This window comes from Massilia sp. LXY-5, assembly GCF_059801075.1.
Window position 1 is genome coordinate 436,536 of record NZ_JBNNEH010000001.1, and the last position, 24,495, is coordinate 461,030.

The following is a 24,495-nucleotide window of genomic DNA, read 5'->3' on the forward strand; positions in this document are numbered from 1 at the left end:
TATCGCGCGGCCCCGCCGCGGAATCGCCGCAGCCCTTATTTTGCCTCACGCACCGGAATCGGCGCATTGCACAGGTCGACGTGACCGGCCGCGACCTTCGTCCACGGCCCGCCGCGGTTGCGCTGGGCCTCGACCACTTTCTGGAAGGTGGCGCTGTCGGTGCGCATGACTTCGAACTTCGAACGCTCGGCTTCCGGAACGTCGGCCGCGACGCGGAATGCCTTGATCGGCACCTGCATCTCCGGCTTGTCGAAGAAGCCCATCGGCGCCGGGCCGCGCGGCACCGTCGACAGCAACGGCATGCCGGACACGACGCGGCCGACCACGGTGATGTTGCGGTCGAGCTGGCGCGGCGCCTGGCCGGTAACGACGTACAGCGCGGTGCCGCCGCCGCTGTCGGCATCGGCGTCGCGCCCCACGCCGACCATCGCGTAGCAGTGGGCGAGCCAGGTTTCGCCGGTTTTCGGATCGCGCCCGACCGGGAAGCCGTTCGAGTGGCCCACCTGCGGCGCGTAGCCGTCGACGTCCTTCAGGCGCGTAAACTGCGTGTCATTCTTGAGCGGCACCGTGAACTCGCCCTTCAGGGTCATCTTCGCTTTTTTCGGTTGTTTCGGGTTCTTCTCGTCCGGGTCGCCCCACTGGACGACGAAATTGTCCTGCGAGCGCAGGATGACGAGACCGTCGAAATAGTTTTCGCGGGCCAGCGCCTTGATGTTGGCCGCGTGGTTCGGGGCGAAGGTCGGGGCCAGTTCGATCACGACGCGCCCAAGGGGCAAGTCCATGTACAGGGTGTTCTCGGGATCGAGCGCGCGCCAGTCGGCCGGCTTCGATTCCTTGACGATATCGCCGACGCTCGGCTTCGGCGGCAGGGGTTTCATCGTGGCCGCCTGCGCGCCCGCCGCCACCGCCAGTGTGACAGCTGCCTGTACTGCAATCCGGACTGCCTTCATCTCCACTCCTCGTCTTATTAATGGTTATTAATGTTGAGTAATTGTAATCGCGATTTTTATGCTGTCTGCAAAACTTAACACTTCCTTAAAAACTGGCGCGGCGCTTGCCCGCCCGGCGGTTCGGTACACCGGTCTGATGGTATGATTCGTTGTTACCGTTTAGGAAAATTATGGATCTGATGCAATTTTTCAGCATGATTCTTCATGTTGATAAGACGTTGGGAGTGCTGCTCGCCGAGTACGGCATCTATGTCTATATGGTCCTGTTCGCGATTGTGTTTTGCGAAACAGGTCTGGTGGTCCTGTTTTTCTTCCCGGGCGATACCCTGCTGTTCATTGCCGGCGCCTTCTGCGCTACCGGCCAGATGAGTTATCCATTACTGATGCTGCTACTGATTGTCGCGGCGGTCACCGGTAACACCCTGAATTACTATATCGGCGAAGCCGTCGGCCAGCGCATGTTCACCCAGAACTACCGCTGGATCAACAAGGACGCGCTGCACCGCACCCACGATTTCTTCGAAAAGCACGGCGGCAAGACCATTATCCTGGCCCGTTTCGTGCCGGTGGTGCGCACCTTCGCACCCTTCGTCGCCGGCGTGTCGGACATGACCCACTGGCGCTTCCAGCTCTACAACATCACCGGCGCCGTGTTGTGGGTCGCCAGCCTGGTGACTGCCGGCTACTTCTTCGGCAACATCCCGATCGTGCGCGACCACCTGACGGAAATCGTGCTCGTGGGCGTCAGCGCCGCGATCGTGCCGCTTGCCATCGGCGGGCTGTACAAGTTCGGCCGCAAGGTGCTCAGCCGCTAAGCGCATGCGCAGCTTGCACGAATGACCAGCGCGCCGGATTTATCCGGCGCGTTTGCGTTTACCCTCTCAAGTTTCTTCATGGAAGCGTCGTTAAGGAGGGGTGAACTCACTTCTCTCCACCCCCATGCGTAACCTGATCGCCCTGTTTGCCACCAGCATCCTGATGCTGAGCGCAAGCGCCAACGAACCGCCGCACGCCGCCAAGCCGGCGCCGGAGGCCGACAAGAAATCGCAGGACGCCGCCAGACTGGCTGCCGCGCTGGCCAGGCCGGCCGTGGCCGCCGACAAGCCGACCGCCGGGAAAGTGGAGAAGGACGAGAAGGGCGGCAAGGCGTCCGCGCCGCTCACCAAACCCCTGGTCGACAAGCCGCTGATCGACAAGTCCCTGGCCGAAAAGCCGCCCAGGGCCAGCGCGGCGACGGCCGACAAGGTCGCCGCCGCCGTCTCCGCTCCCGACGACGATGCGCAAGTCGACCTGTCCGTGAAAATCGCCGAGCGCCTGGCCGAGATGCGTGCCAGGCAGGCTGCGCGCGCGGCCGCGGCCGCTAAGGCGAGGAAAGCGGCCGAGGCCAAACGCAAGAAGGAAGCGGCGATCGCGGCCGCGCCGAAGATCAGCAACCACTGGGATTACGAGGGCGAATTCGGCCCGGAAAACTGGGGCAGGATCAACCCGGCCTGGGCCCAGTGCGGCAAGGGCAGCCGCCAGTCGCCGATCGACATCCGCGACGGCATGAAGGTCAACCTCGACGAGATCGATTTCGACTACCGTCCCGCGAGCTTCACCGAGATCGACAACGGCCACACGGTGCAGGTGAATGTCGCCGGCGGCAGTTTCATCCAGGTCGGCGTCGAGCGCTACGAGCTGGTGCAGTTCCACTTCCACCGCCCCTCGGAAGAACGCATCAACGGCAAGGGCACCGAAATGGTGGTGCACCTCGTGCACCGCGGCCGTGGCGGCCAGCTGGCGGTCGTCGCCGTGCTGCTCGAGCGCGGCAAGCCGAACGAGGCGATCCAGACCGTGTGGAACAACATCCCCCTGGAGAAGGGGCAGCTCGGTTCGCCGGGCGTGGACCTCGACCCGCTCGAGCTGCTGCCGAACCGGCGCGAGTACTACACCTACATGGGTTCGCTGACCACGCCGCCCTGCACCGAGAACGTGCAGTGGCTGGTGATGAAGCAGCCGATGACCGCCTCGCCGGCGCAGATGGCGCTGTTCTCGCGCCTGTATCCGCTGAACGCGCGGCCGCTGCAGGAAGGTGGTGGGCGGATGGTCAAGGAATCGAATTAAAGGAAAAGCCGGCGATGCCGTAATGCCGGTCAGTTGAGCCGAAGCAGCCGCGTAACCTAGGGTGGGCACTTGTGCCCACGCGTAATACCTGCCATCAAGATCGTCGATTACGGCATCGGAGCCGGTACGTATCACCGCGTGGGCTCGGGGAGCCCACCCTACGGTGCACTCAATGCGCGGCCGGTGCAGTTGAACGCGTGGGCGGGAGACCCGCCCACCCTACGGGTCAGAGTTCAGCTGACCTGGTATTCACCTACCCAGGCTTCACCCGGCTGCAAGGCCGGCCCCTCCAGCCGCGCCGGCTCGATGCACACGAAACGCCGGTATTCTTCGTCCGCCATATCCGCCAGCGCCGCCGCATCCTCAAGCCCCGGATTCCACACCACCGCATCCGCAAACCCATCCTGCCGCAGCGTCAGCACGACCCCGCCATCGACCAGGGCGAGGCGCGGCTCGACGCCCTGGTACACGCGGTCGAACTTGTCGCTGATCGCCAGCTCCTCGCGCTCGACGCCGAGGATGCGCACGCTGCCCACATCGTCGACGAGGAAATAGGTATGCAGCGCCGCCGCGAACGGGAAGGGCGTGGCGCCCGTATTGCGCACTTCAAAAGCCATCGTCAGCTCGTTGGCGCGGATCGCGATGCGCAGCCTCAATTCAAACGCGTGCGGCCAGGCTTGCGCATGCTGCGGCGCCAGGTCCGACGGCGCCAGCGCGAACACGGCAAAGGCCCAGCCCTCATCGAGACCCTGGTCGAGCACGCGCCAGTTGCTGACCCGCGCAAAACCGTGGCGCATGCCGCTGCCGCGTTCCGCGAATTGCGGGAAGATCACCGGCACCCCGCCGCGGATCGCCTTGCTGCCGTCCAGCGCCGACTTCGCGCTGCAGAACAGGCGCTCGCGCCCGTCGGCGCCGCGCCAGGAAATCAGGTGGGCGCCGTACAGCGTGACGTTCGCCTGCGCGCCGTCGGGAGAAGTGAGCAGCAGGGCCGGCAATTGGCCGAAGGTGGTGGAGACGGCGGCATCGAGATGGTTCATGTCTAAAACCTGACGGATCTGGGCCGCGTAGTATGCCATGGCAGCCCGGAATGCGGCCTTACGTCATGCGGCTCTTCGCCATCGGCGGATTCGCCGAGAAATAACGCTTGATGCCCTTGGTGATGGCGTTCGCCAGCTGCTCCTGGTAGTCGTCGTCCTTCAGCTTCGCTTCCTCTTCCGGATTCGAAATGAAGGCCGTCTCGACCAGGATCGACGGAATGTCCGGGGCTTTCAGCACCGCGAATCCGGCCTGCTCGACGGCCGCCTTGTGCAGCCGGTTGATGCCGCCGATCTCGCCCAGCACCGCCTTGCCGAGTTTTAAACTGTCGTTGATCTGGGCCGTCGTCGACAGGTCGAACAGCACGCTGGCCAGCTGGCGGTCATGCTTGGCGAGGTTCACGCCGCCGATCATGTCGGCCTTGTTCTGGTCGGTCGCGAGCCAGCGTGCGGCGGTCGAGCTGGCGCCTTTTTCGGAGAGCACGAAAACGGACGAGCCGCGTGCGCGCTGCTCGATGAAGGCGTCGGCGTGGATCGAGACGAACAGGTCGGCCTGCACCTTTCTTGCCTTTTCCACGCGCGTGCCGAGCGGGACGAAATAGTCGCCGTCGCGGGTCAGCATCACGCGCGTGTTCGGCAGCGCTTCCAGGCGCGTTTTCAGTTTTTTCGCCACCGCCAGCACGATGTCCTTTTCGCGCGTGCCGGTGGCGCCGATCGCGCCCGGGTCCTCGCCGCCGTGGCCGGGGTCGAGCGCGATCGTCACCATCCGCACCACGTTGTTCGCAGGGAGCGGCGGTTTATTCGCAGGCTTGCCGGGCGCCGGCGCCGGCGCCGGCGTCGGCTGCATTGGCTGAGTAGCGCGCGGTGCCGCGTTGCCGCTCATGGCGGCGATTTCCGCTTCCAGGCGCGCCACCGGATCGGGCGCTACCGGCTGCGCGGGCGGCACCGGTACGGCCGGCACCGCGGTGGCCGTGCCGTCGCCGGGCGACCATTCTCCCTTGTCGATCAGGGCCGCGATCGGATCGGCTTCGCGTACCGGATACAGGTCGAAGATCAGGCGGTGTTTATACTCCGCGACCGGGGCCAGCGTGAACACCTGCGGCTTGACTTCTTCCTTCAGGTCGAACACCAGGCGCACCACGTTCGGGCGGTTCTGGCCGACGCGTACCTGCTTGATGTACGGGTCGTTCGACTCGATTTTCGCCACCAGGCTTTTCAGGGTGTCGTTCAGTTGCAGGCCGTCGATGTCGACTACCAGGCGCGGCGGATCGGGCACCAGGAAGTGCTCGGCCTTCAGGTTGGTGTCGTTTTCCAGCGTGACGCGCGTGTAGTCGTCGGCCGGCCAGACGCGCACGGCGAGAATCTGCGCCGCATATGCGGGCAGCGGGGCGATCACCGACAGCAGCAGCGTGCCGCCGGCTTTGAGCACGGTACGGCGGCGCGCAGGGGAGGTCACGGAGGCGGGGCGAAGGAGAGGCGGTCGAGACATAGCAGGCCCTGTGGAGACAACGCCTGCAATTCTACAGCACGTCCGACCCCGTGGACCTCGAGCGACACCCGGACGTCGGGTGGCGGCAACACCGGCTCGCCCTTTTCCGGCCACTCGACGATGCAGATGTTCTTGCCGTCGAAGTCTTCGCGAAAGCCCGCATCCAGGAATTCCTCCGGACTGGACATGCGGTACAGGTCGTAGTGGATGATGTTGGCGGGCTGGCCGTCCAGCTGCACCCGATACGGTTCCGACAAGGTATAGGTCGGGCTTTTGACGGTGCCCTGGTGCCCGGCCGCCTGGATCAGCGCGCGCGTGAGCGCCGTCTTGCCGGCGCCGAGGTCGCCGTGCAGGTAGATGACGAGGCCCGGAACGACGGCCCGGGCCAGGGCGGCGCCAAGGAGAAGGGTCGCCGATTCGTCCGGCAGGTAGGCTGTGAAGTGCTGCATCAATTAAAATGGTAGGTTTGGTGGCGCGCTGGTGCCGTGATTGTCCTTGACCGAATGTCCATTCAACTCCCCGACCTGCAGGAACTGACCCGTGCCATCAAGGCCTGGGGACGCGAACTCGGCTTTGCCGACGTCCGCATCGCCGACGTCGACCTCGCGCACGCCGAAGAAGGGCTGACTGCCTGGCTGGCGGCGGGTCATCACGGCGAGATGGATTATATGGCAAGCCACGGCATGAAGCGCGCCCGGCCGGCCGAACTGGTGCCGGGAACGGTGCGCGCGATCGTGGCGCGCATGGATTATCTGCCGCTGCAGGAGGGCTGGCGCGAGCGCGAGCTGGCGCGCCAGCTGGAGCCGGGCGCCGCCGTGGTGTCGATGTATGCGCGCGGCCGCGATTACCACAAGGTGCTGCGCAACCGCCTGGCCCAGCTGGCCGAGCGCGTGAAGGGCGAGATCGGCGAATATGGCTACCGGGTGTTTACGGATTCGGCACCTGTGATGGAATTGCCGCTGGCAGAAAAGGCGGGCCTGGGCTGGCGCGGCAAGCACACGCTGCTGCTCTCGCGCGACGCCGGCTCGACCTTTTTTATCGGCGAGATCCTGGTCGATTTACCACTGCCGGTCGATGCGCCGACGAGCAGTCACTGCGGCGCCTGCAGCAACTGCATCGACCTCTGTCCTACCCAGGCCATCCTCGGCCCTGGCCGGCTCGACGCGCGGCGCTGCATCTCTTACCTGACGATCGAACTGAAGGGGAGCATTCCGGTCGAGCTGCGCGGCCTGATCGGGAACCGCATCTACGGCTGCGACGATTGCCAGCTGGCCTGCCCCTGGAACAAGTTCGCGCAACGGGCGACGGTGCCGGATTTCGACGAAAGAAATGGTCTCGGCGACGCCAGCATGCTGGAACTGTTCGCGTGGGAAGAAGAGGAATTCAACCGCCGTATGGAAGGCAGTCCGATCCGGCGCATCGGCCACGAGCGCTGGCTGCGCAACCTGGCGGTGGGGCTGGGCAATGCCGCGCAGGGGCGCCGCGGCGATCCGCTCATCGTGGCGGCACTGCAGGCGCGCGCAACGCACCCGTCCGCGCTGGTGCGCGAACACGTCGAATGGGCGCTGCTGCAACACGCATCATAGTTCGATGCGCTTGGCGCGCATGGCCGACCAGTCGCCATCGATCGAGATCATCGCCACGGCGGTGATCCCGTTTTCCTTCAGATAAGCGTTGATCGAGTCGCGATTGATATCGGTGGCTTTCGAGGCCGTCTGCTTCAGGTAAGCGATCCAGAGCGAACCCTTGTCGCTTAGCCGTTCTTTGGCCTGCGGCAGGAATTGCTCGAGGTCCTTGCGGTTCATGCAGAACATCATGATCACGTCGAAGGGGCCATCGCCTTCCTTGACCAGCTCTTGCGGAAACTGCGCCACGACCGTCGGGTGGACGCTGCCGTTCATGATCAGCATCGATTTCGCGTTGCGCAGGAACATGCGGTCTGCAACTGTCTTTTCGTTCATCTGCTTTCCCTAAAGAAGTTGGCGTCACGGGCGCAAGCAGCGACGCGTTCAATGTGGATTTTACAAGCGATCGACAAAACGGGACGGCGTTCGGCACGTCCTGTGCGCGCTCATTTGTGACCGGAAGTCGTGCCTGAGTTGTGGTGTGGGAAAAGGGAACCGAAAGGGAACTACTTCAGCAAGCCCGCCAGCTCCACCGCCGTCTTGACCTGCATCTTGTCGAAGATGTGCGCCCGGTGCACCTCGACCGTCCGCATGCTGATGCCGAGTTCGTCGGCCACGACCTTGTTCATCTTGCCGGCCAAAATCAGGTCGAGCACTTCGCGTTCGCGTGCCGACAGGGTCGCCAGGCGCGCCTGCACGCGGGCGGCGCTGGCGGCGTTGCGGGCCGCGGCCAGGGCCTGGTCGACGCGGTCCATCAGGTCGTTGTCGTTGAAGGGCTTTTCGAAGAAATCGAAGGCGCCGCGCTTGAGCGAATCGACCGCCATCGGCACGTCGCCGTGGCCGGTGAGGAAGATGACGGGCATCCGCGCCAGCCAGCCGCGGCTGATGATCTGGTCGAACACGGCGATGCCGTTCATGTCGGGCATGCGCACATCGAGCAGCACGCAGTCGCCCTCCGGGTCGGGTTCCCCGACACTGTCGAGGAAGGCCTGGCCGCCGGCATAGCCGCGCACCGCGAGTCCGCGCGACTGCGCCAGCCAGGCGAGGGCATCGCGGATCACGTCTTCGTCGTCGACAATATGCAGCATCGGGGTCTCCTGGTTGCCGTCATTGTAGCTCGGCCGGCGGGGCGGCGGAGGGCCGCGGCAGGCTGAAGGTGAAGACGGTACCGCCGCCCGGGTTCGGCGCATGGGTCAGCGTGCCGCCGTGGAACTCGATCGCCGTGCGGCAGATCGACAGTCCCATGCCCATGCCCTCGGCCTTGGTCGAGAAGAAGGGAGAGAACAGGCGCTCGGCCACGTCGGGTGCGATGCCATGGCCCTTGTCGATCACGGAAACGGATACCTGAGCCGCGTCGGCGCTGGCCGTGATGCGCAGGATGCGCTGCTCGGGTGCCACGTCCGCCATCGCCTCGACGCCGTTGCGCGTCAGGTTCAGCAGCACCTGCTCGAGCATCACGCGGTCGGCCGAGACCGGCGGCAGCCGCGCCGGCAGCTCGATCTGGAGGGCGACATACCACTTGCGCGCCTGCAGTTCGATCAAGGCGCGCACGCCGTCGACCACGCTGTAGATATCGACCGTCTCGCGCTGCGGCTCGCTCTTCTTGACGAATTCGTGCACGCTTTTGATGATCTGTCCCGCGCGCTGGGCCTGCTGGCGCGCCTGCTCCAGCGCGCGCCGCAGCAGGGTCGGCTCGATCGCCACGCCCTTGTCGGCGCGCTCGAGCACATTCAGGGCGCCGGCCGTGTAGCTGGAAATGGCCGCCAGCGGCTGGTTCAGCTCGTGCGCCAGCATCGACGAGATCTCGCCCATGGTTGCCAGGCGCGCGCTCGTTTCCAGCTTTTCCTGCTGCTGGCGATTGAGTTCCTCGGCCTTCTTGCGGTCGGTGATGTCGAGGATAGAACTCATCCAGCCGGTCTGGTTGCCGCGGCTGTCGACCAATGGCGCCTCGAACACGAGCACCGGCACCCGGACGCCATCCGAGCGCTGGAACACGGTCTCGAACTGCGGCGTGATCGTGCCGGCCAATACGCCGGCGAAGCGTTCCTCGTATTCGCCGCGCGCTTCCGGCGCCCAGTAGGGCATCGGCGGCTTCCTGCCTACCAGCTCTTCCGGCGGCAGGCCGACCATCTCGCAGAAGGCCTTGTTGACATAGGTGACGCGCCCCTCGAGGTCGCGCGCGCGCAGGCCCGTCATCAGCGAATTTTCCATCGCGGTGCGGAAGGCCATCTGCTGGCGCAGCGCGGACTCGGCCGCCAGCGTGCGCGAGATGTGGCGCCACAGGGTGAGCAGGCTCCACAGCAAGCCGAGCGCCAGCACGATCACCGAGCCGACGAGTAAATTCGGCAGCAGGCGCGGCGCGCCCTTGACGCTGTCGGTGGCGAGCACGATCGAGGCGCCGGGCAGGTCGAGCGCGCGGCGGTGGGTGTAGACCCCGCGCCCCGGGCCGCCGTCGGCGCGCGCCGCCACCGCGACGTCGTTGCGGTCGAGCAGGGACAGGGCATTGTCCTGGGCGAACCACCAGGGCACGGTTTCGTTCAGCAGGGTTTTCAGGCTGTAGGTCGCCATCAGGCTGCCGGCGTAGGCGCCGTCGTGGTACAGCGGCAGGTAATAGTCCAGTAAACCCTGCATGTGCGAGGTGGCGCCGTAGGGCTCGGTGTAGCGTCCGGCCCGTGTCAGGCGCGCCATCTCCTGGGTCTCGCTCAGGCCCGGCGCGCCGCCGGCCGGGTCGGCCCCATGGCGCGCCAGCACCTCGCCGTTCGGCCCCAGCCACAACACGCGGCGCAGTTCCGGACCGTTCTTGAACAGTTGCGCCAGGCGCGCCTGCAGCACGGCGGGCGCGGGCGGCTTGTCGGCCAGGTCGGTGCCGAGCGTGGCCAGCGCTTCCTCGCTGCGCGCGAGTTCGAAGCGCAGGGTCTGCTCGACCCACAGCGTGTCGGCGATCAGTTGTTCCTGGCGCTCGTTGCTTTCCATCTGGCGCGCCTGCCAGGGCAGCCAGAACAGGACGGCGAGAAACAGCAGCACCAGCAGGACCGGCACCAGCCAGCGCCAGGGACGGGCCAGGTTGGCGCGGCGGCGCAGGGAAAACGGGTTATTCATGGGATAGTGGAAGGTTTTCTTGTGCGATGCTATTGTGGACTTCTGTCGTGGCAACGCAACCGCGGTCCGCGCCAGGCGCCTTGCTTATTTCATCTTTTTCGATCGACGCATGACCATCAAATTCCTGGCCGCGGTCCTGGCCTTTGTCGCCTCTCTCAATGTCGCCTGGGCCCAGGCCCCGATCGTCATCCGGTTCAGCCACGTGGTCGCGCCCGATACCCCGAAAGGGCAGGCCGCCGAACGTTTCAAACTGCTGGCCGAACAGTTCACGCGCGGCCGGGTCAAGGTGGAAGTGTATCCGAACAGCCAGCTCTACAAGGACAAGGAGGAGCTCGAAGCCCTGCAGCTGGGCGCCGTCCAGATGCTGGCGCCCTCGCTGGCCAAGTTCGGCCCGCTCGGCGTGAAGGAATTTGAAGCGTTCGACCTGCCGTATATCTTCCCCTCGAAGGCGGCGCTGTACGCCGTCACCGAGGGGCCGATCGGGCGCGACCTGCTCGGTAAGCTGCAGTCGAAAGGCATCACCGGCCTGGCCTATTGGGACAACGGCTTCAAGCTGATGTCGGCCAACCGGCCGCTGCACGTGCCGCTCGACTTCCGCGGCCTGCGCATGCGCATCCAGTCGTCGACCGTGCTCGACGCCCAGATGCGCGCGCTTGGGGCCCGGCCCCAGGTGATGGCCTTCTCGGAAGCCTACCAGGCGCTCGAGACGGGCGTGGTCGACGGTACCGAGAATCCGCCCTCGAACATGTACACCCAGCGCATGCACCTGGTGCAGAAGCACCTGACGGTGTCGAACCACGGTTATCTCGGCTATGCGGTGATCGTCAACCGCAAGTTCTGGGACGGATTGCCGACCGACGTGCGCGCCGCGCTCGAACGCGCGATGCGCGACGCGACCGCGTTCGAAAAAACGATCGCCCAGCGCGACAACGACCGCGCGCTGGAGGCGATCCGCAAGGCGGGCAAGACCACGATCTACTACCTGACGCCCCAGGAACAGGAGAAATGGCGCGCCGCGCTGCTGCCGGTGCACCGCCAGATGGAGCGTCGTATCGGCAAGGATTTAATTGATGCAATTGCCCGACAAACAGCGGAGAAATAATGACGCTTCGGTCAGTAAGAACGGTGTCGCGAGGGGTGTCGTGACACGGGCGCCTCGACTGTGGTGCATTTGCGAAAACCGTATATAAAAAACTATTCTTCGTTGGCACAGTTGCGTTATGATTGGGCGCTGCGGCACCAAAGCGGTGCAGGCAACCCGGACACAGTCTTTGGAGGGGCAGAAAAAGCACGGTAGTCCATACCGGAGATCATGAGAGGAGACACACGTTCGACAGAAGTCGTTGGCACTGCCAAACGACCGGGACGTGCCTGATGATTGGAGCGCACCCAAGGGTGCGCTTTTTTTTCGCCTGGGGTTTCGTGAACACCCGTCAGTTTGCTATAACACCTGGCATTGGCATCACTGACCCCGTACGTTACCTCGACGCCGTAGGTATCGTTTCAGGCTGCCAGCTCCTCCAGCGTTCTGGCATCCACCGGCCTGCTGAATAAATACCCCTGCCAGTGATCGCACCCGATCCCCGCCAGAAAGTTGCGCTGGGCCTCAGTCTCGACCCCTTCGGCGATGATTTTCAAGCCTAAGGATTTGCCCAGCGCAACCACGCTGCGCGCGATCGAGGCGTCGTTCGGGTCGTCCAGCACATCGCGCACGAAACTCTGGTCGATCTTCAATTGGTCGAGCGGCAGCCGCTTCAGGTAGCTCAGCGACGAATACCCCGTACCGAAATCGTCGAGCGAGAAGCAGATGCCGTGTTCGCGCAGGGCATGCATCTTGCCGATCGTTTCCTCGACGCCTTCGATCATCAGGGTCTCGGTCAATTCCAGTTTCAGGCAGGCCGGATCGATGCCGCTTTCGCGCACGATGGCGAGCGTCTCTTCAACGAAATCCCGCTGCAGGAACTGGCGCACGCTGACGTTCACGGCGATCGTGAAGTGGGCTGTGGCCGCCGAGGCCGACCAGAGCGCCAGCTGCTCGCAGGCGGTGCGCAGCACCCAGCGGCCCAGGGGCAGGATCAGGCCCGAGGTCTCGGCGATGGCGATGAAGCCGGCGGGTCCCACCAGGCCGCGCGTCGGATGCTGCCAGCGCACCAGCGCCTCGGCGCCGGTGAGCAGGCCGTCGCCGTCGACCTGGCCCTGGTAGTGCAGCACGAACTGCGAATCGAGCAGCGCCGCGCGCAGCTCCGTCTCGATCTCGGTGCGGTAGGTCACCTCGTGTTCCATCGACGGATGGAACAAGCGCAGCGTGTTGCGGCCCTGGCGCTTGGCCTCGTACATCGCCAGGTCGCCGCGCCGCATCAGGTCGTCCAGCCTGTCTTCGTGGCCGGTGCTAAAGGTGACGCCGATGCTGCAGCTGGCGTGGTGCACGGCGCCCCCGACCTCGAAGGGTTCGCGCAGGGCCACGAGGATTTTTTCGCCCACGGCCTCGGCATGCTGCCGCGCTTGCGGCTCGTCCGGACCGAGCGCGTCGAGCAGGATCACGAATTCGTCGCCGCCCAGGCGCGCCACGGTGTCGCTCGCGCCCACGCAGGCCAGCAGGCGCGCGGCGACCTGCTGCAGCAGCTGGTCGCCGACGACATGGCCGCGGCTGTCGTTGAGGTCCTTGAAATTGTCCATGTCGAGGAACAGCAGGGCGCCCACGTGGTCCTGGCGCCCGTGCCGGCCGAGGCAACCCGTGACCCGGTCGTAGAGCAGGCGCCGGTTCGGCAGGCCGGTCAGCGAATCGTAATAGGCCAGCTGGACGATTTTCTCGTCGGCCTGCTTGCGCGCGCTGATGTCGGACTGGGTGCAGACGAAATTGGTCAGTACGCCGTTTGCATCGCGCACGGCGCTGACCGTCAGCCAGGCCGGATAGCGCTCGCCGTCGCGGCGCCGGGTCCAGACTTCGCCCTGCCACGACTGCTCGTAGCGCACGCTGTCCCACATCCGTTCGCGGTAGTCGTCGCCGTCGCTCTCGAGCGAGAACGGCGGGAAGGGCGCGCCGGCCAGTTCCGACGCCGGGCAGCCGTTGAGCGTGCCGAAGGCCTGGTTGGCTTCGACAATGATCGCATCGGGCGTGAGCACGCACATGCCTTCGGCCGACTGGAACACGGTGGCGGCGATGCGCAGCGATTCCTCGGCCTGCTTGCGCGGTGTGATGTCGGTAGTGATGCCGCACAGCGCGTGGACTTCCTCGTCGTGCACCAGCGGGATTTTGGTGGTCAGGTAAAGCTTGCCGTTGAGGCACTCCTCCGCCACGTAACGCTCGTGCCGCTCGATGACGGCGAGGTCGCCGGCGCGCGTCATCCTGGCCTGCTCGGGACCGAACAGGTCGGCATCGGTCTTGCCCAGGATGGCGGCCGCCGGCCGGTTCAGCAGGCGGCACAGGGCGCCGTTCACGTACTGGAAGCGCGACTGGGCATCCTTGATGTAGATGAGGCTATCGACGCTGTCGAGGATGGTCGAGAGTTTGCGCTCGTTGTCGCGCAGCGCGCGCGTGCGCGCCGCGACCTCGGTGCGCAGCCAGCTCGCCACGGCCAGCGCGGAGAGCAGCAGGCCGATGGTCGCGGCCAGGGTCCACAGCAAAGCCGGCGGTACCGCGGGCGCCGGCCCGGCCGCCTGCCAGCGGCGCAGCGAGGCGAAATACACCGAGTCCGGGTCGGCGCGCCAGGCGCCCAGGTGGCGGTCGATGGCGTCCAGCACCGCCGGCTGGCGCCCGGGCATGGCAGCGTAATACAGGCGCGCCGGATTGAACACGACCGGCGTGGCCTCGAGCCCGTGCGCCTTCGCGCTGGCCTCGCCATAATAGTGGTTCGCGGCCACGACATCGGCCTGGTCATTGCCGACCATCGCGAAGCCCTGCTCGAGCGAGACGACCGGCACCAGCACCGCGCCATACCCGGCCAGCACGCCAGGGAGCACTTGCGCCTGCACCGAGCCGGCCAGCACGGCCACGCGGCGGCCTTTCAAATCGAGCAGGGAACGGATCGCGCTGCCGGGACGCGCATAGATCTGCGACCAGCTGTGCAGCACCGGCACCTGGTGGAAGGCATAGCGGCGCGCGCGTTCCTCGGACCAGGCCACGTCGGGCAGCAGGTCGATCCGGCCCGCGGACAGCGCGTCCAGGCAGGCCTGCCATTCGCAGGCGACGAATTCGAGCGGCCAGTGTTCGGCGCTGGCCATTTCGCGCAACAGGTCGACCAGGATGCCGGAGGCGCCGCCGTCCTCGTTCATGAACACTTTCGGCGCATTCTGATAAATTCCGACCCGCAGCGGCGCCTGCGGCGCGGCGCCCGCCTGGGCCAGGCAGGCAAGCAGGAACAGAAGGGCCAGAATGCGTTTCGCGGGCGGCATGGGGATCCTGTCACGTATGAGGCCAGCATAGCCTTTTTCGGCTCAGCCGGCCGCCACGGACAGGCAATTTCCCCAGCGAAAAAGTTTGGTAAGCGCGGCGCGCGAGGAGTAAACTGTGGCGATGACTACACAACAAGGCAGCGAGCTGTTTTCCGCCATCGTGGCGGCCCCGTTCGGCGCGATCGGCATCCGCACCGAGGATCAACGGGTGCGCGAGCTCGTCTATTTGCAGCCGCGTTTCCACGAGAAAGACGCCCAGGATGCCGTGGCCGAGCAGGCCGCGCTGCAGGTCGAGCGTTACCTGGCGGACCCCGATTTCCGCTTCGATCTGCCGCTGTTCGAGGCCGGCAGCGCCTTCCAGAAACGCGTGTGGGACGCGATCAGCGCCATCCCGCGCGGCTCGGTGCTTACCTACGGCAGGATCGCCAAGAACATCGGCTCGGCCCCGCGCGCGGTCGGCCAGGCCTGCGGCGCCAACTGGTTCCCGCTCGTCATTCCCTGCCACCGCGTGACCGCCGCCGGCGGCCTTGGCGGCTTTTCGAACAACGACGACGAAAACGGCTTTCACCTGTCGGTGAAACGCTGGCTGCTGCGCCACGAAGGCGCGACCGCATCTCCATGGCAGCAGCAGGCGATCTGGGACTGATCGACGAGTTCTGCGACACGCTCTGGCTCGAGCAGGGCCTGGCGAAGAACTCGCTCGACGCTTACCGGCGCGACATGCGCATGTTCTCGACCTGGCTCGGCGTCAAACGCCCCGGCCGCGGCCTGCTCGGCGCCGGCCCCGAAGACCTGGCCAGTTATTTCGCAGAGCGCCATCCCGACACCAAGCCGAGCACGGCGAACCGGCGGTTGTCGGTCTTAAAACGTTTCTATGCGCTGGCGCTGCGGCGTAACCAGGTAGCCGAGGACCCCTGCCTGAAGATGGCCACCGCGCGCCAGCCGACGCGCTTCGTGCATACGCTCTCCGAAGCGCAAGTCGAGGCATTATTGGCCGCGCCCGACGTCGCCACGCCGCTCGGCCTGCGCGAGCGCACGATGCTCGAACTCATGTATGCGAGCGGACTGCGGGTGTCGGAACTGGTGGCCCTGAAAATTGTCGAACTCAGCTTGAACGATGGCGTGTTGCGGGTCACGGGTAAAGGCGCGAAGACACGGCTGGTGCCGTTCGGCGCCGAAGCGCGTGCCTGGCTCGAGCGCTATTTGAAGGATGCGCGCGGCATCATCCTGAACGGGCAGGTCGACGACGCCCTGTTCGTGACGGGCCGCGGCGGACCGATGACGCGCCAGATGTTCTGGGTCGTGATCAAGAAGCATGCTGTCAAAGCCGGCATCCACGCGCCGCTGTCGCCGCACACGCTGCGCCATGCCTTTGCCACCCATTTGCTCAACCACGGCGCCGACTTGCGCGTGGTGCAACTGCTTCTGGGACACTCCGACATTTCCACCACACAGATCTACACCCATGTTGCGCGCGAACGCCTGAAGCATCTGCATGCACAGCACCATCCACGTGGTTAATTCAAAACTTGAAAGCTTATCTGGCGCATAATAGTCGCGCACCGGGAGCGTTCCGCGCTCTACATCCATTCAAGTCAGAGCATAAGAGGTGATCATGGCCAAAACCAACTTCAGTTATGAGAAGCGGCAACGGGAACTGGAAAAGAAACGCAAGGCGGAAGAAAAAGCCAAGCGGAAAGCAGAAGCGAAGAACCATCCGCAGGGGGAAGGGATGACGGAGGAGGCGTCGAACGATGCCGAGGGCGATACTGAGGTGAATGCGGATGCGCAGGAGACGCAGACGCCGTAGTCGATTTTGTACATGTTGATACGATAACGCGCCGCAGTATTGGCTTCGAATGAAGCTGACACTGCGGCGCGTTCACGCGTGGGCTCGGAGAGCCCACCCTACGTTACTGCGGCGCGTTCACGCGTGGGCTCGGGGAGCCCGATGAAACCGTAGGCGAGGCCATTGGCCTCGCCCACCCCTACGTTACGCGGCGGCCCGGGGGTGACTCAAGCATCCCGGGCATTCCCTACGCGCTTTCCTTCGCGATGACAGGTGCGACCTCGGCCACATGCTCGTGCCCTTTGGCAAACCAGCGGCGTGCCCGCTTGCCGATATTGTCCAGATAACTGTAGGCCACCGGCACTACCACCAGGGTGAGCAGCGTCGAGGTAATCACCCCGCCGATCACCGCCCGTCCCATCGGCGCCTGCGTTTCGCCACCGTCGCCGGCGCCGATCGCCATCGGCAGCATGCCGAAGATCATTGCCAGCGTCGTCATCAGGATCGGGCGCAGGCGTACCTGTCCCGCTTCCAGGATCGCCGCGAATTGCGCCTTGCCTTCGCGCTGGCCGTGGTTCGCGAAGTCGACCAGCAGGATCGCATTCTTGGTGACTAAACCCATCAGCATCACGACGCCGATCACCGAGAACACGTTCAGGGTGCTGCCCGTGGCCAGCAGCGCCAGCAGCACGCCGATGAGCGACATCGGCAGCGACATCATGATGGCAATCGGCTGCAGGAAGGAGCCGAACTGCGAAGCGAGCACCAGGTAGATGAAGATGATCGCGATCACGATCGCCGAACCGAAGTTGGCCATCGTTTCCGCCATCTGCTGGGCATCGCCGCCGACGTCGAAGCGCACGCCTTCCGGCAGTTCGATGGACTCCATCGCCTTCTTGATGTCGGCATTCACGTCGCCCGAAGGGCGGCCTTCGATACCGGCATAGATCGCGACCCGGCGTTCCAGCGCCTGGCGTTTTAACACCTGCGGGCTGAACGAAGGCACGAACTCGACCACCTGGCGCAGCGGCACCATGATCGGGTTGCCGGCCGCGTCGACGCGCGAGGAGGCCAGCGACAGGTCGGCCAGGTCCGCCACCTTCTGGCGGCTGCTGCGCGGCAGCTGCACGTTGACTTCGTAGTTCTGGCCGTCCGGCGCCAGCCAGTTGCTGATCTGGTCGCCGCCCACGAAGGGACGCAGCGCCGCGCCGACCTGCGCCACGGACAGGCCCAGGTCGCTCGCCAGCTCGTTGTTGATCTTGATGACGGTGGCGGGATTGGCGCCTTCCTGGCTGTACTCGATGTCGGCCACGCCTTTGATGGCGCGCATCTTGTCCATCAGCTTGTGGGCGGCGGCGTCGAGCTTGGCTTCGTCGCGGCCGAGAATCGCGATGAAGATCGGCTTGTTACCGACCGACATCGTGATGCCGGCGATCGGCTGCAGGCGCGCGCGAATCACCGACTCCATCGTTTCCTGCGAGCGGCGGTGCGTCTTCTTCACGTCGGTCAGTTTCAGGATCACCTGGGCACTGTTATGTCCCTCGTAGACGCCGATGGCGCTGCTGATCGCCTCGATTTCCGGATAGGCGCGCAGCGCCTCTTCCACCTGTTTCACCTTGCCGTCGGTGTAGGCCAGGCTCGAGCCAACCGGGGTCTTGAACTTCATCTGGATGAAGCCGTCGTCGGTTTTAGGAGCGAACTCGCCGCCGATCATCGGGATCAGGAACAGGCTGCCGACGAAAATGCCCAGGGCCAGCGCCAGCGTCGATTTCCTCCAGCGCAGGGCCAGCGCCAGCACGCGGCCATAAATACCGTGCACGTGCTCGATGCCGACTTCGATCCTCGCCATGATCCGGCCCAGCCACGGCACATATTTGAAGCGGTCTTTTACAGGATCCGGCCACACCGAAGACAGCATCGGATCGAGCGTGAACGAGACGAACAGCGACACCAGCACCGCCACCGCCACCGTCACGCCGAACTGTAAAAAGAAGCGCCCGATGATGCCGTCCATGAAGGCGATCGGCACGAACACGGCGACGATCGCGAAGGTCGTCGCCATCACCGCCAGGCCGATCTCGTTGGTGCCGTCTTCGGCCGCGCGCAGATGGCTCTTGCCCATGCCGAGGTGGCGCACGATGTTCTCGCGCACCACGATCGCATCGTCGATCAGCAGGCCGATGCACAGCGAGAGCGCCATCAGGGTCAGGAAGTTCAGGGTAAAGCCGAAGTAGCGCATCGCGATGAAGGAGGCCAGCACCGAGATCGGCAAGGTGAGGCCCGTGATCACCGTGCTGCGCCAGGAGTGCAGGAACAGGAACACGATCACCATCGTCAGCAGCGCGCCTTCGATGATGGTGCGCTTCACGTTGTCGAGCTGGTGCTGGACGGTGGTGGACTGGTCGTCCATCACGCGGAACTTGACGTCTTTCGGCATCGTCTTGCGCAGCTCTTCCACCATCTTCAGGATGCCGGTGCCGACCAGCACCGTGTTAGCATCCTGGACCTTGGTGATGTCGAGCGAAATGGCGCGCACGCCGTTGACGCGCGAGATCGAGGTCTCTTCACGCTCGCCGTCGACCACTTCCGCCACCTGCGACAGATAGACCGGCCCGCTGGCGCGGCGCGCCACGATGATGTTGTTGAACTCGCGCGCTTCGCGCATCTTGCCCTCGACCCGCACCAGGCGCTCGGCCGCGCCGTACTGCAGGTTGCCGGCCGGGAGATTGGTATTCGTCGCCTGGATCGCGCGCAGCACTTCGTCGATGCCGATGTTCTGGCTGCGCAGCTGCTCGGGCTTCACGTGCACCAGTATCTGGCGCCGCGCCACGCCGCCGGTGCGCACTTCGCCCACGCCCGCCACGCTCTGCAGGCGTTTCACGATCACCTGTTCCGCCAGCGTCGACAGCGCGCGCATGTCGCGTTCGTTCGAGGTGACCGACAGGCGCACCACCGGCTGCTGGTTCTCGCCGTCGGCGCGGATCAGGAAGGGTTCCTTGACCTCTTTCGGGAAGGTGGGGCGCACGCGCGCCACCTTGTCGCGCAGGTCCTGCATCGCCTTGTCCATGTTGGTGGCGATGTGGAATTCGATCGAGACGCCGCTGCGGCCCTCCCAGGAATTGCTGCGGATGTTCTTGATGCCGCTGACGGTATTGATGACTTCTTCCATCGGCCGCGTGACGTCGTTCTCGACCTGTTCCGGCGAGGCGCCCGGATACTGGGTCTCGACCCAGGCGAACGGAATCTCCACGTTCGGCATGCTTTCCACGCCGAGCGAGCGGTACGAGAACATGCCGAGCACCATCAGGCCGACCATGACCATGGTCGCGAAGACGGGGTGGCGAATACTGACTTTGGTGACCCACATGATGTCAGCCTTTCTTCGCCGCGACGACCGGAGCCGGCGCTGCGCTGTTGGCCGCTTTCGCCAGCTTGACGTCGCTGCCCGGCTTCACGCCGTCGAGCGGCACGGCCAGCAGCACGGCGCCGGCTTCGACGCCGCCCGTGACCTCGGCCATGCCCTCGGCTTCGCTGCGCATGCCCAGCTGGACCGGCTGCGCCACCACCTTGCCGCCGTCGACCCGGTAGACGACGTCGCGCGCGCCATCCTTGCGCAGGGCGGCCAGCGGCACGATCGGACGTGGGGCGGATTTTTCGGTCGTGATCTCTCCCTTCGCGAACATGCCCGCGCGCAGGCTGCCGTCGTCGTTGGCCACGCTGATATACACCAGCATCGAGCGCGATCCGGGCTCGGTGGCCGGATTGATGCGCGCCACCTTGCCTTCGAAACTGCGCTTGTCGAAGCCGTCGACCTTGAAGCGCACGTCCTGCCCGACCTGCACGCGCGGAATGTCGGAGGCCGGCACTTGCGCGTCGAGCGTCAGGTGCTGCAGGTCGACGATCGCCATCACCGGGCTGTCCGGCGAGAGTTTTTCGCCGGCCTGCACATAACGCTTGCTGACCACGCCCGCGAGCGGCGCGCGGATGGTCGTGTCGTTGAGGGCGATGCGCGCGAGATCCAGCTGGGCGCGCGCGGCGTCGACCGCCGCCTGCGCCAGCTCGACGCTGTTGCGGGTGGTGTCGAAGGAGTTTTGCGAGATGTAGTTCTGCTTGAGCAGGGCCTGGCTGTTGGCTTCGTTCTTGGTTGCCATTGCCAGGCGCGCCGTCGCTTCCTTGAGCAGCGCCGATTGCTGGGCGACGCGGGCGCGGGCGTCGGCGTCGTCCAGGCGCGCGATGACCTGGCCGGCCGCGACCTTCATCCCTTCGCGCACGCTGGTATCGAGCACCACGCCCGAGACCTTCGATTTGACGGTCGCCTGGGCCAGCGGCGCGAGCGAACCGGACAAGGGCAAGCGCAGCGCCAGTTCGCGCGACTCGACCGTGACGACGTCGTTCTGCGCCAGTTCGAACACGGTGGGCTTGTCGGCCTTTTTGGCGGCAGCGGCCGCCGCTGCGGGCGGCGTGCCCTTGCCCTGCAGCGCGAACCAGCCGCCGCCCGCGAGTGCAATGACTGCCAGCGCGATCGCCGGCTTGCGCCAGCGCAGACGCCGGGTAGATAGGGGGTGGGCGGAAGTGAGCGGCAGGGTTTCGATTTTCATGGCGGCCGTTGTTCGAATTGTTGAGAGCGCGAGGAGAGACGGGAAGCGAATAGGGAGCGCGCGTGCTCCACCTGGTCCGAGGCGAAGCTCCGTGCGCATGGTGGTGACTATAGAAATTGACAAGTTGCTGCGCCATCGGAATGCGATAAGCAGCGGTTTCTGGACGCTGAAGTGCAGAAAAGGAGGACAAAGCGTGGCAAGCCGCGGACGCGCCTGCGGCGCTTCATGCAGGCGCGATTATTTGTGTGTGCGCAAACGAATCCGGGCCGGCGAGGTCAAAAATGGGTCGGTTGAGGGCGCTGCATCGCCTTCATTTCATTCGAGAAAAGGATTTTCCGTGAGCAGCGATTTGCCCGAGCCGCCCCTGTCCGCCTTCCCCGGCGGGCCGGCGCGGGAAGTGCTGGACTGGCTGTACCGTTTCGTCGCGGCGATCGAACTGAGCCCGTCGGTGGCGGTGCACAGCCAGGACCGCAAGGGCGTCGTGCGCTTCTGGAACCACGCCTGCGCCGAGCTCACCGGCATCCCGGCCGCCGAGGCGCTCGGCCAGCCCTTCGTCAAGCTGGTCAAGCACCTGGGCACGCAGGAGGAGTTCGACGACACCATCGCCGCGGTCTGGCGTACCGGCGAGGCGGTCAAGTCGCGCGAGTGGCATGTCGAGCTGCGCGACGGGCGCCGCCTGTGGCTGCACTCGAGCCATTTCCCGGTGCCGGGCGATGGCAAGGGCGAGGACGCGGTGCGCCAGGTCTTCTGCATGGAAGTCGACGTCACCGCGCGCAAGGAGCTCGAGGAATCCTTGCGCCAGGCCGGCCAGGTGTTCGACCACGCGCGCGACGCCATCCTGGTGGTCGACCGCGAGCACCGGGTGCTGGCCGCCAACCGCGCCTATACCGAGCTGACCGGCTATACCTCCGACGAGGCCGTCGGCGTCGAACTGCCGAGCCTGCGGCTGGGGGTGCAGGAGCGCGCCTTCTACGACCGCCTGCGCGACCACCTCGACGGCCACCAGCACTGGGAGGGTGAACTGTGGGGCATGCGCCGCGACGGCACCACGATCCCGATCCGCGCGGCCCTGTCGCCGATCACCGACAAGAACGGCGCCGTCACCAGTTATATGGTGATGCTGACCGACATCAGCGAGCGCCGGCGCGCGGTCGAGCAGGCGCGCCACCAGGCCGAGCACGACCCGCTGACCGGCTTGCCGAACCGCATCCTGTTCATGGACCGGCTCGAGCAGGCGCTGGCGACGGTGGCGCGCAAGCAGCGCCAGTTCGCGCTGATGTTCATCGACCTCGACCATTTCAAGGCGATCAACGATACCCATGGCCATGAGGTCGGCGACGCCGTGCTGCTGGAAGTGGCGCACCGGCTGCGGCGCTGCGTGCGCCGGGTCGACACGGTCAGCCGGCTCGGCGGCGACGAATTCGTCGTGCTGCTGGCCGACATCGGCGGCGTCGACCAGGCGGCCCACGTCGCGGACACCATCATGCAGTCGGTGGCGCGTCCGGTGCAGGCGACGGTCGGCTCACTGACCCTGTCGGTGTCGATCGGCATCGCCATTTGCCCGAGCGACGGCGACGACCCGAAAACCCTGCTGCGCCACGCCGACGTGGCCATGTACCACGCCAAGGAAGCGGGGCGCAGCGCCTTCCAGTTCTTCAGCCAGGAAATGAATTCGCGCGTGCTCGAGCGCGTGCAGGTGGAGCAGCGGCTGCGCCGGGCGCTGGACAAGGGCGAGTTCGAGCTCGAATACCAGCCCGAAATCGACATCGGCAGCGGGCGCACGGTCGGCTTCGAAGCCCTGATCCGCTGGCGCGACCCCGAACGCGGCCTCCTGATGCCCAGCGCCTTCATCAGCGCCGCCGAAGAATCCGGACTGATCGTGCCGATCGGCAAGTGGGTGCTGTTCGAGGCCTGCCAGCAGGCACGCCGCTGGCGCGACGCCGGCTTTACGGTGGCGGTGGCGGTCAACCTGTCGCATGTCCAGTTCATCCACGACGACCTGCTCGGGGATGTCGACGAGGCATTGGCGGCGTCCGGCCTGGCGCCCGAATTCCTCGACCTGGAGATCACCGAAAAAACCATCATGGGCGGCGACGCCGCGACGCTTGCCCTCGTCAGCACCCTGCGCGCGCGCGGCGTGCAGCTGACCATCGACAACTTCGGCACGGGCTTTTCCAGCCTGTCGAGCCTGCGCCGCTTCCCGCTGTCGAAACTCAAGATCGACCGCAGCTTCATCGACGACATCGTCAGCGAGCCGGACGGGGCGGCCATGATCCCGGCCATCATCGCGCTGGCGCGCAGCCTGAAATTGAAGGTGATCGCCGAAGGGGTGGAGACGGCCGAGCAGCTGCAGTACCTGCGGCAGCATGGCTGCGACGAATACCAGGGGTTTTATGCGGGGACGGGGCGCGGGGCGGTACCTACACCCCCGCCTCCATGAGGCCGTGGCCTTCGTCGTAGAGGCGGATGCGCGCCAGCACCTGGCCGTGGTCGGACGCCGCCGGCAGCGCGAGGTCGAGGTGGTCATTCAGGTAGATCACGTCGACCACTTCGCCGACCGCGCTCGGCAGCGCGCCGTTGAACTCTTCCGACACCAGGATGTGGTCGATGGTCGAGTAATGGCCCTCGTGCACGCTCGAGAAGCCGAGGTGGCGCGCATGGTCGGCGCGGCGCTGCACCTGGCTGGCGTCGTACAGGCGGTCGCCCAGCGGCGTGCCGGCGCCGAGCACGATGCTGGTGGTGACGGAATCGGCGACGTCGTTGAAGTCGCCCAGCAGCACGCGCGGACGGCGGTTGGCGCGGCCCATTTCCGTCATCAGGACGCGCAAGGCCGCCGCCTCGGTGCCGCGCCGGATCAGCGAACGCAGGCAGGCCAGCGCATACAGGGCGGGGTCTTCGCCTGTGTCGCCGGTGCGGTAGTCGGGGCGGCGCGATTTCAGATGCACGACCACCACGTCGACCAGCACGTCGGGCGAGACGGTGATCACCGCATGCAGCGGCGCGCGGGTGAAGCGGGCGGCGTCGCGGCTGCCTGCCGGCAGCTCTATGCCGCGTGGAAACTCAATCATTTGCCGGGCGGGCGCGGCCAGCGGCAGGCGCGACACCAGGGCCACGCTCGGCGTCAGGCGCATCGCCGCCGGGTCCGGGTCGAAACCGAGGTGGAAGGCTTCGCGGTAACGGGTGGTGCGCGCCAGCACTTCCTTCAGCGTTGCCTGCGAGAAGATTTCCTGGAACCCGATCACGTCGGCGTCCAGCAGGTCGAGCTGGTGCGCCGTCCAGTTCAGCTTGGCCTCGTATTCCTCCAGCGTGGTCGGCAGCAAGTTGTCGTACAGCTTCACGCCCGGTGGCGCCAGGTTGCATACGTTGAAGGTGGCAAAGCGTATTTCTTGCTGCATAATAGAAACCCTTTATTCCAG

General features: G+C 65.6%; 19 protein-coding genes. 8 read left to right on the forward strand and 11 right to left on the reverse strand.

Annotated elements, in window-relative coordinates:
• Positions 1-35: 35 nt before the first annotated feature.
• Entirely contained in the window at positions 36-950 is a 915-nt protein-coding gene (locus ACI48I_RS01990) for a peptidylprolyl isomerase (RefSeq protein ID WP_498573176.1), read from the reverse strand.
• Between the two features lie 170 nt (positions 951-1,120).
• Here ACI48I_RS01990 and ACI48I_RS01995 point away from each other — a divergent pair, with 170 nt between their 5' ends.
• A complete protein-coding gene (locus ACI48I_RS01995; RefSeq protein WP_193688398.1) occupies positions 1,121-1,765 on the forward strand; it encodes a VTT domain-containing protein in 645 nt (214 codons plus the stop codon).
• Positions 1,766-1,865: 100 nt separating this feature from the next.
• A complete protein-coding gene (locus ACI48I_RS02000; protein WP_498573177.1) occupies positions 1,866-3,053 on the forward strand; it encodes a carbonic anhydrase in 1,188 nt (395 codons plus the stop codon).
• Between the two features lie 233 nt (positions 3,054-3,286).
• Here ACI48I_RS02000 and ACI48I_RS02005 read toward each other — a convergent pair whose 3' ends face one another.
• The 3 genes from ACI48I_RS02005 to tsaE are packed head-to-tail and all read right to left on the reverse strand — an operon-like array spanning position 3,287 to position 6,025.
• Positions 3,287-4,090 (reverse strand): D-hexose-6-phosphate mutarotase, encoded by an 804-nt coding sequence (locus tag ACI48I_RS02005; protein ID WP_498573178.1) that lies wholly within the window; start codon positions 4,088-4,090, stop codon positions 3,287-3,289.
• A 58-nt stretch (positions 4,091-4,148) separates the two neighbouring features.
• Entirely contained in the window at positions 4,149-5,576 is a 1,428-nt protein-coding gene (locus ACI48I_RS02010) for an N-acetylmuramoyl-L-alanine amidase (protein ID WP_193688400.1), read from the reverse strand.
• The gene (gene tsaE, locus ACI48I_RS02015; RefSeq protein WP_193688401.1) at positions 5,540-6,025 is read right to left on the reverse strand and encodes a tRNA (adenosine(37)-N6)-threonylcarbamoyltransferase complex ATPase subunit type 1 TsaE; all 486 of its coding nucleotides are present in this window, start codon (positions 6,023-6,025) and stop codon (positions 5,540-5,542) included. The genes ACI48I_RS02010 and tsaE overlap by 37 nt, the downstream gene beginning before the upstream one ends.
• 54 nt (positions 6,026-6,079) lie before the next feature.
• Here tsaE and queG point away from each other — a divergent pair, with 54 nt between their 5' ends.
• Entirely contained in the window at positions 6,080-7,162 is a 1,083-nt protein-coding gene (gene queG / locus ACI48I_RS02020) for a tRNA epoxyqueuosine(34) reductase QueG (RefSeq protein ID WP_193688402.1), read from the forward strand.
• On the opposite strand, the gene ACI48I_RS02025 is transcribed toward queG, so the two are convergent.
• The 3 genes from ACI48I_RS02025 to ACI48I_RS02035 all read right to left on the reverse strand — a co-directional run bounded on the left by ACI48I_RS02025 (position 7,157) and on the right by ACI48I_RS02035 (position 10,300).
• Positions 7,157-7,537 carry a DUF3052 family protein gene (locus tag ACI48I_RS02025; protein ID WP_193688403.1) on the reverse strand — a complete coding sequence of 127 codons (381 nt, stop codon included), beginning with the start codon at positions 7,535-7,537 and terminating at the stop codon, positions 7,157-7,159. The genes queG and ACI48I_RS02025 overlap by 6 nt on opposite strands.
• Positions 7,538-7,707: 170 nt before the next feature.
• The gene (locus ACI48I_RS02030; RefSeq protein ID WP_193688404.1) at positions 7,708-8,289 is read right to left on the reverse strand and encodes a response regulator transcription factor; all 582 of its coding nucleotides are present in this window, start codon (positions 8,287-8,289) and stop codon (positions 7,708-7,710) included.
• 19 nt (positions 8,290-8,308) lie between these two features.
• Positions 8,309-10,300: a sensor histidine kinase gene (locus ACI48I_RS02035; protein WP_193688405.1), complete on the reverse strand. Its 1,992-nt coding sequence runs from the start codon at positions 10,298-10,300 to the stop codon at positions 8,309-8,311.
• A 109-nt stretch (positions 10,301-10,409) separates the two neighbouring features.
• On the opposite strand from ACI48I_RS02035, the gene ACI48I_RS02040 reads away from it, so the two are divergent.
• A complete protein-coding gene (locus ACI48I_RS02040; RefSeq protein WP_193688406.1) occupies positions 10,410-11,402 on the forward strand; it encodes a TRAP transporter substrate-binding protein in 993 nt (330 codons plus the stop codon).
• A gap of 401 nt (positions 11,403-11,803) precedes the next feature.
• On the opposite strand, the gene ACI48I_RS02045 is transcribed toward ACI48I_RS02040, so the two are convergent.
• A complete protein-coding gene (locus ACI48I_RS02045; protein ID WP_498573179.1) occupies positions 11,804-14,692 on the reverse strand; it encodes an EAL domain-containing protein in 2,889 nt (962 codons plus the stop codon).
• A 121-nt stretch (positions 14,693-14,813) separates the two neighbouring features.
• Between ACI48I_RS02045 and ACI48I_RS02050 the strand changes: the two genes are divergently transcribed.
• From ACI48I_RS02050 to ACI48I_RS02060, 3 genes are all read left to right on the forward strand, one after another.
• Positions 14,814-15,338 carry a methylated-DNA--[protein]-cysteine S-methyltransferase gene (locus ACI48I_RS02050; RefSeq protein ID WP_193688407.1) on the forward strand — a complete coding sequence of 175 codons (525 nt, stop codon included), beginning with the start codon at positions 14,814-14,816 and terminating at the stop codon, positions 15,336-15,338.
• Positions 15,311-16,213 (forward strand): site-specific tyrosine recombinase XerD, encoded by a 903-nt coding sequence (gene xerD / locus ACI48I_RS02055; protein WP_498573180.1) that lies wholly within the window; start codon positions 15,311-15,313, stop codon positions 16,211-16,213. The genes ACI48I_RS02050 and xerD overlap by 28 nt, the downstream gene beginning before the upstream one ends.
• A gap of 94 nt (positions 16,214-16,307) precedes the next feature.
• Positions 16,308-16,502: a hypothetical protein gene (locus ACI48I_RS02060; RefSeq protein WP_193688409.1), complete on the forward strand. Its 195-nt coding sequence runs from the start codon at positions 16,308-16,310 to the stop codon at positions 16,500-16,502.
• 226 nt (positions 16,503-16,728) lie between these two features.
• Here ACI48I_RS02060 and ACI48I_RS02065 read toward each other — a convergent pair whose 3' ends face one another.
• Both ACI48I_RS02065 and ACI48I_RS02070 read right to left on the reverse strand, forming a co-directional pair.
• Positions 16,729-19,848: an efflux RND transporter permease subunit gene (locus ACI48I_RS02065; protein ID WP_498573181.1), complete on the reverse strand. Its 3,120-nt coding sequence runs from the start codon at positions 19,846-19,848 to the stop codon at positions 16,729-16,731.
• Between the two features lie 4 nt (positions 19,849-19,852).
• A complete protein-coding gene (locus ACI48I_RS02070; protein ID WP_498573182.1) occupies positions 19,853-21,079 on the reverse strand; it encodes an efflux RND transporter periplasmic adaptor subunit in 1,227 nt (408 codons plus the stop codon).
• A 337-nt stretch (positions 21,080-21,416) separates the two neighbouring features.
• On the opposite strand from ACI48I_RS02070, the gene ACI48I_RS02075 reads away from it, so the two are divergent.
• Positions 21,417-23,519: a putative bifunctional diguanylate cyclase/phosphodiesterase gene (locus ACI48I_RS02075; protein WP_498573183.1), complete on the forward strand. Its 2,103-nt coding sequence runs from the start codon at positions 21,417-21,419 to the stop codon at positions 23,517-23,519.
• Here ACI48I_RS02075 and ACI48I_RS02080 read toward each other — a convergent pair.
• Positions 23,500-24,474, reverse strand: a complete 975-nt coding sequence (locus ACI48I_RS02080) for an endonuclease/exonuclease/phosphatase family protein (RefSeq protein ID WP_498573184.1) — start codon at positions 24,472-24,474, stop codon at positions 23,500-23,502. The genes ACI48I_RS02075 and ACI48I_RS02080 overlap by 20 nt on opposite strands.
• Positions 24,475-24,495: the final 21 nt, after the last annotated feature.

What these genes read in the sequence shown, in the direction of transcription:
- ACI48I_RS01990 (WP_498573176.1), bottom strand. Translation starts at nt 950, where the DNA reads ATGAAGGCAGTCCGGATTGCAGTACAGGCAGCTGTCACACTGGCGGTG.
- ACI48I_RS01995 (WP_193688398.1), top strand. Translation starts at nt 1,121, where the DNA reads ATGGATCTGATGCAATTTTTCAGCATGATTCTTCATGTTGATAAGACG.
- ACI48I_RS02005 (WP_498573178.1), bottom strand. Translation starts at nt 4,090, where the DNA reads ATGAACCATCTCGATGCCGCCGTCTCCACCACCTTCGGCCAATTGCCG.
- ACI48I_RS02010 (WP_193688400.1), bottom strand. Translation starts at nt 5,576, where the DNA reads ATGTCTCGACCGCCTCTCCTTCGCCCCGCCTCCGTGACCTCCCCTGCG.
- tsaE (WP_193688401.1), bottom strand. Translation starts at nt 6,025, where the DNA reads ATGCAGCACTTCACAGCCTACCTGCCGGACGAATCGGCGACCCTTCTC.
- queG (WP_193688402.1), top strand. Translation starts at nt 6,080, where the DNA reads ATGTCCATTCAACTCCCCGACCTGCAGGAACTGACCCGTGCCATCAAG.
- ACI48I_RS02025 (WP_193688403.1), bottom strand. Translation starts at nt 7,537, where the DNA reads ATGAACGAAAAGACAGTTGCAGACCGCATGTTCCTGCGCAACGCGAAA.
- ACI48I_RS02030 (WP_193688404.1), bottom strand. Translation starts at nt 8,289, where the DNA reads ATGCTGCATATTGTCGACGACGAAGACGTGATCCGCGATGCCCTCGCC.
- ACI48I_RS02035 (WP_193688405.1), bottom strand. Translation starts at nt 10,300, where the DNA reads ATGAATAACCCGTTTTCCCTGCGCCGCCGCGCCAACCTGGCCCGTCCC.
- ACI48I_RS02040 (WP_193688406.1), top strand. Translation starts at nt 10,410, where the DNA reads ATGACCATCAAATTCCTGGCCGCGGTCCTGGCCTTTGTCGCCTCTCTC.
- ACI48I_RS02045 (WP_498573179.1), bottom strand. Translation starts at nt 14,692, where the DNA reads ATGCCGCCCGCGAAACGCATTCTGGCCCTTCTGTTCCTGCTTGCCTGC.
- ACI48I_RS02050 (WP_193688407.1), top strand. Translation starts at nt 14,814, where the DNA reads ATGACTACACAACAAGGCAGCGAGCTGTTTTCCGCCATCGTGGCGGCC.
- xerD (WP_498573180.1), top strand. Translation starts at nt 15,311, where the DNA reads ATGGCAGCAGCAGGCGATCTGGGACTGATCGACGAGTTCTGCGACACG.
- ACI48I_RS02060 (WP_193688409.1), top strand. Translation starts at nt 16,308, where the DNA reads ATGGCCAAAACCAACTTCAGTTATGAGAAGCGGCAACGGGAACTGGAA.
- ACI48I_RS02065 (WP_498573181.1), bottom strand. Translation starts at nt 19,848, where the DNA reads ATGTGGGTCACCAAAGTCAGTATTCGCCACCCCGTCTTCGCGACCATG.
- ACI48I_RS02070 (WP_498573182.1), bottom strand. Translation starts at nt 21,079, where the DNA reads ATGAAAATCGAAACCCTGCCGCTCACTTCCGCCCACCCCCTATCTACC.
- ACI48I_RS02080 (WP_498573184.1), bottom strand. Translation starts at nt 24,474, where the DNA reads ATGCAGCAAGAAATACGCTTTGCCACCTTCAACGTATGCAACCTGGCG.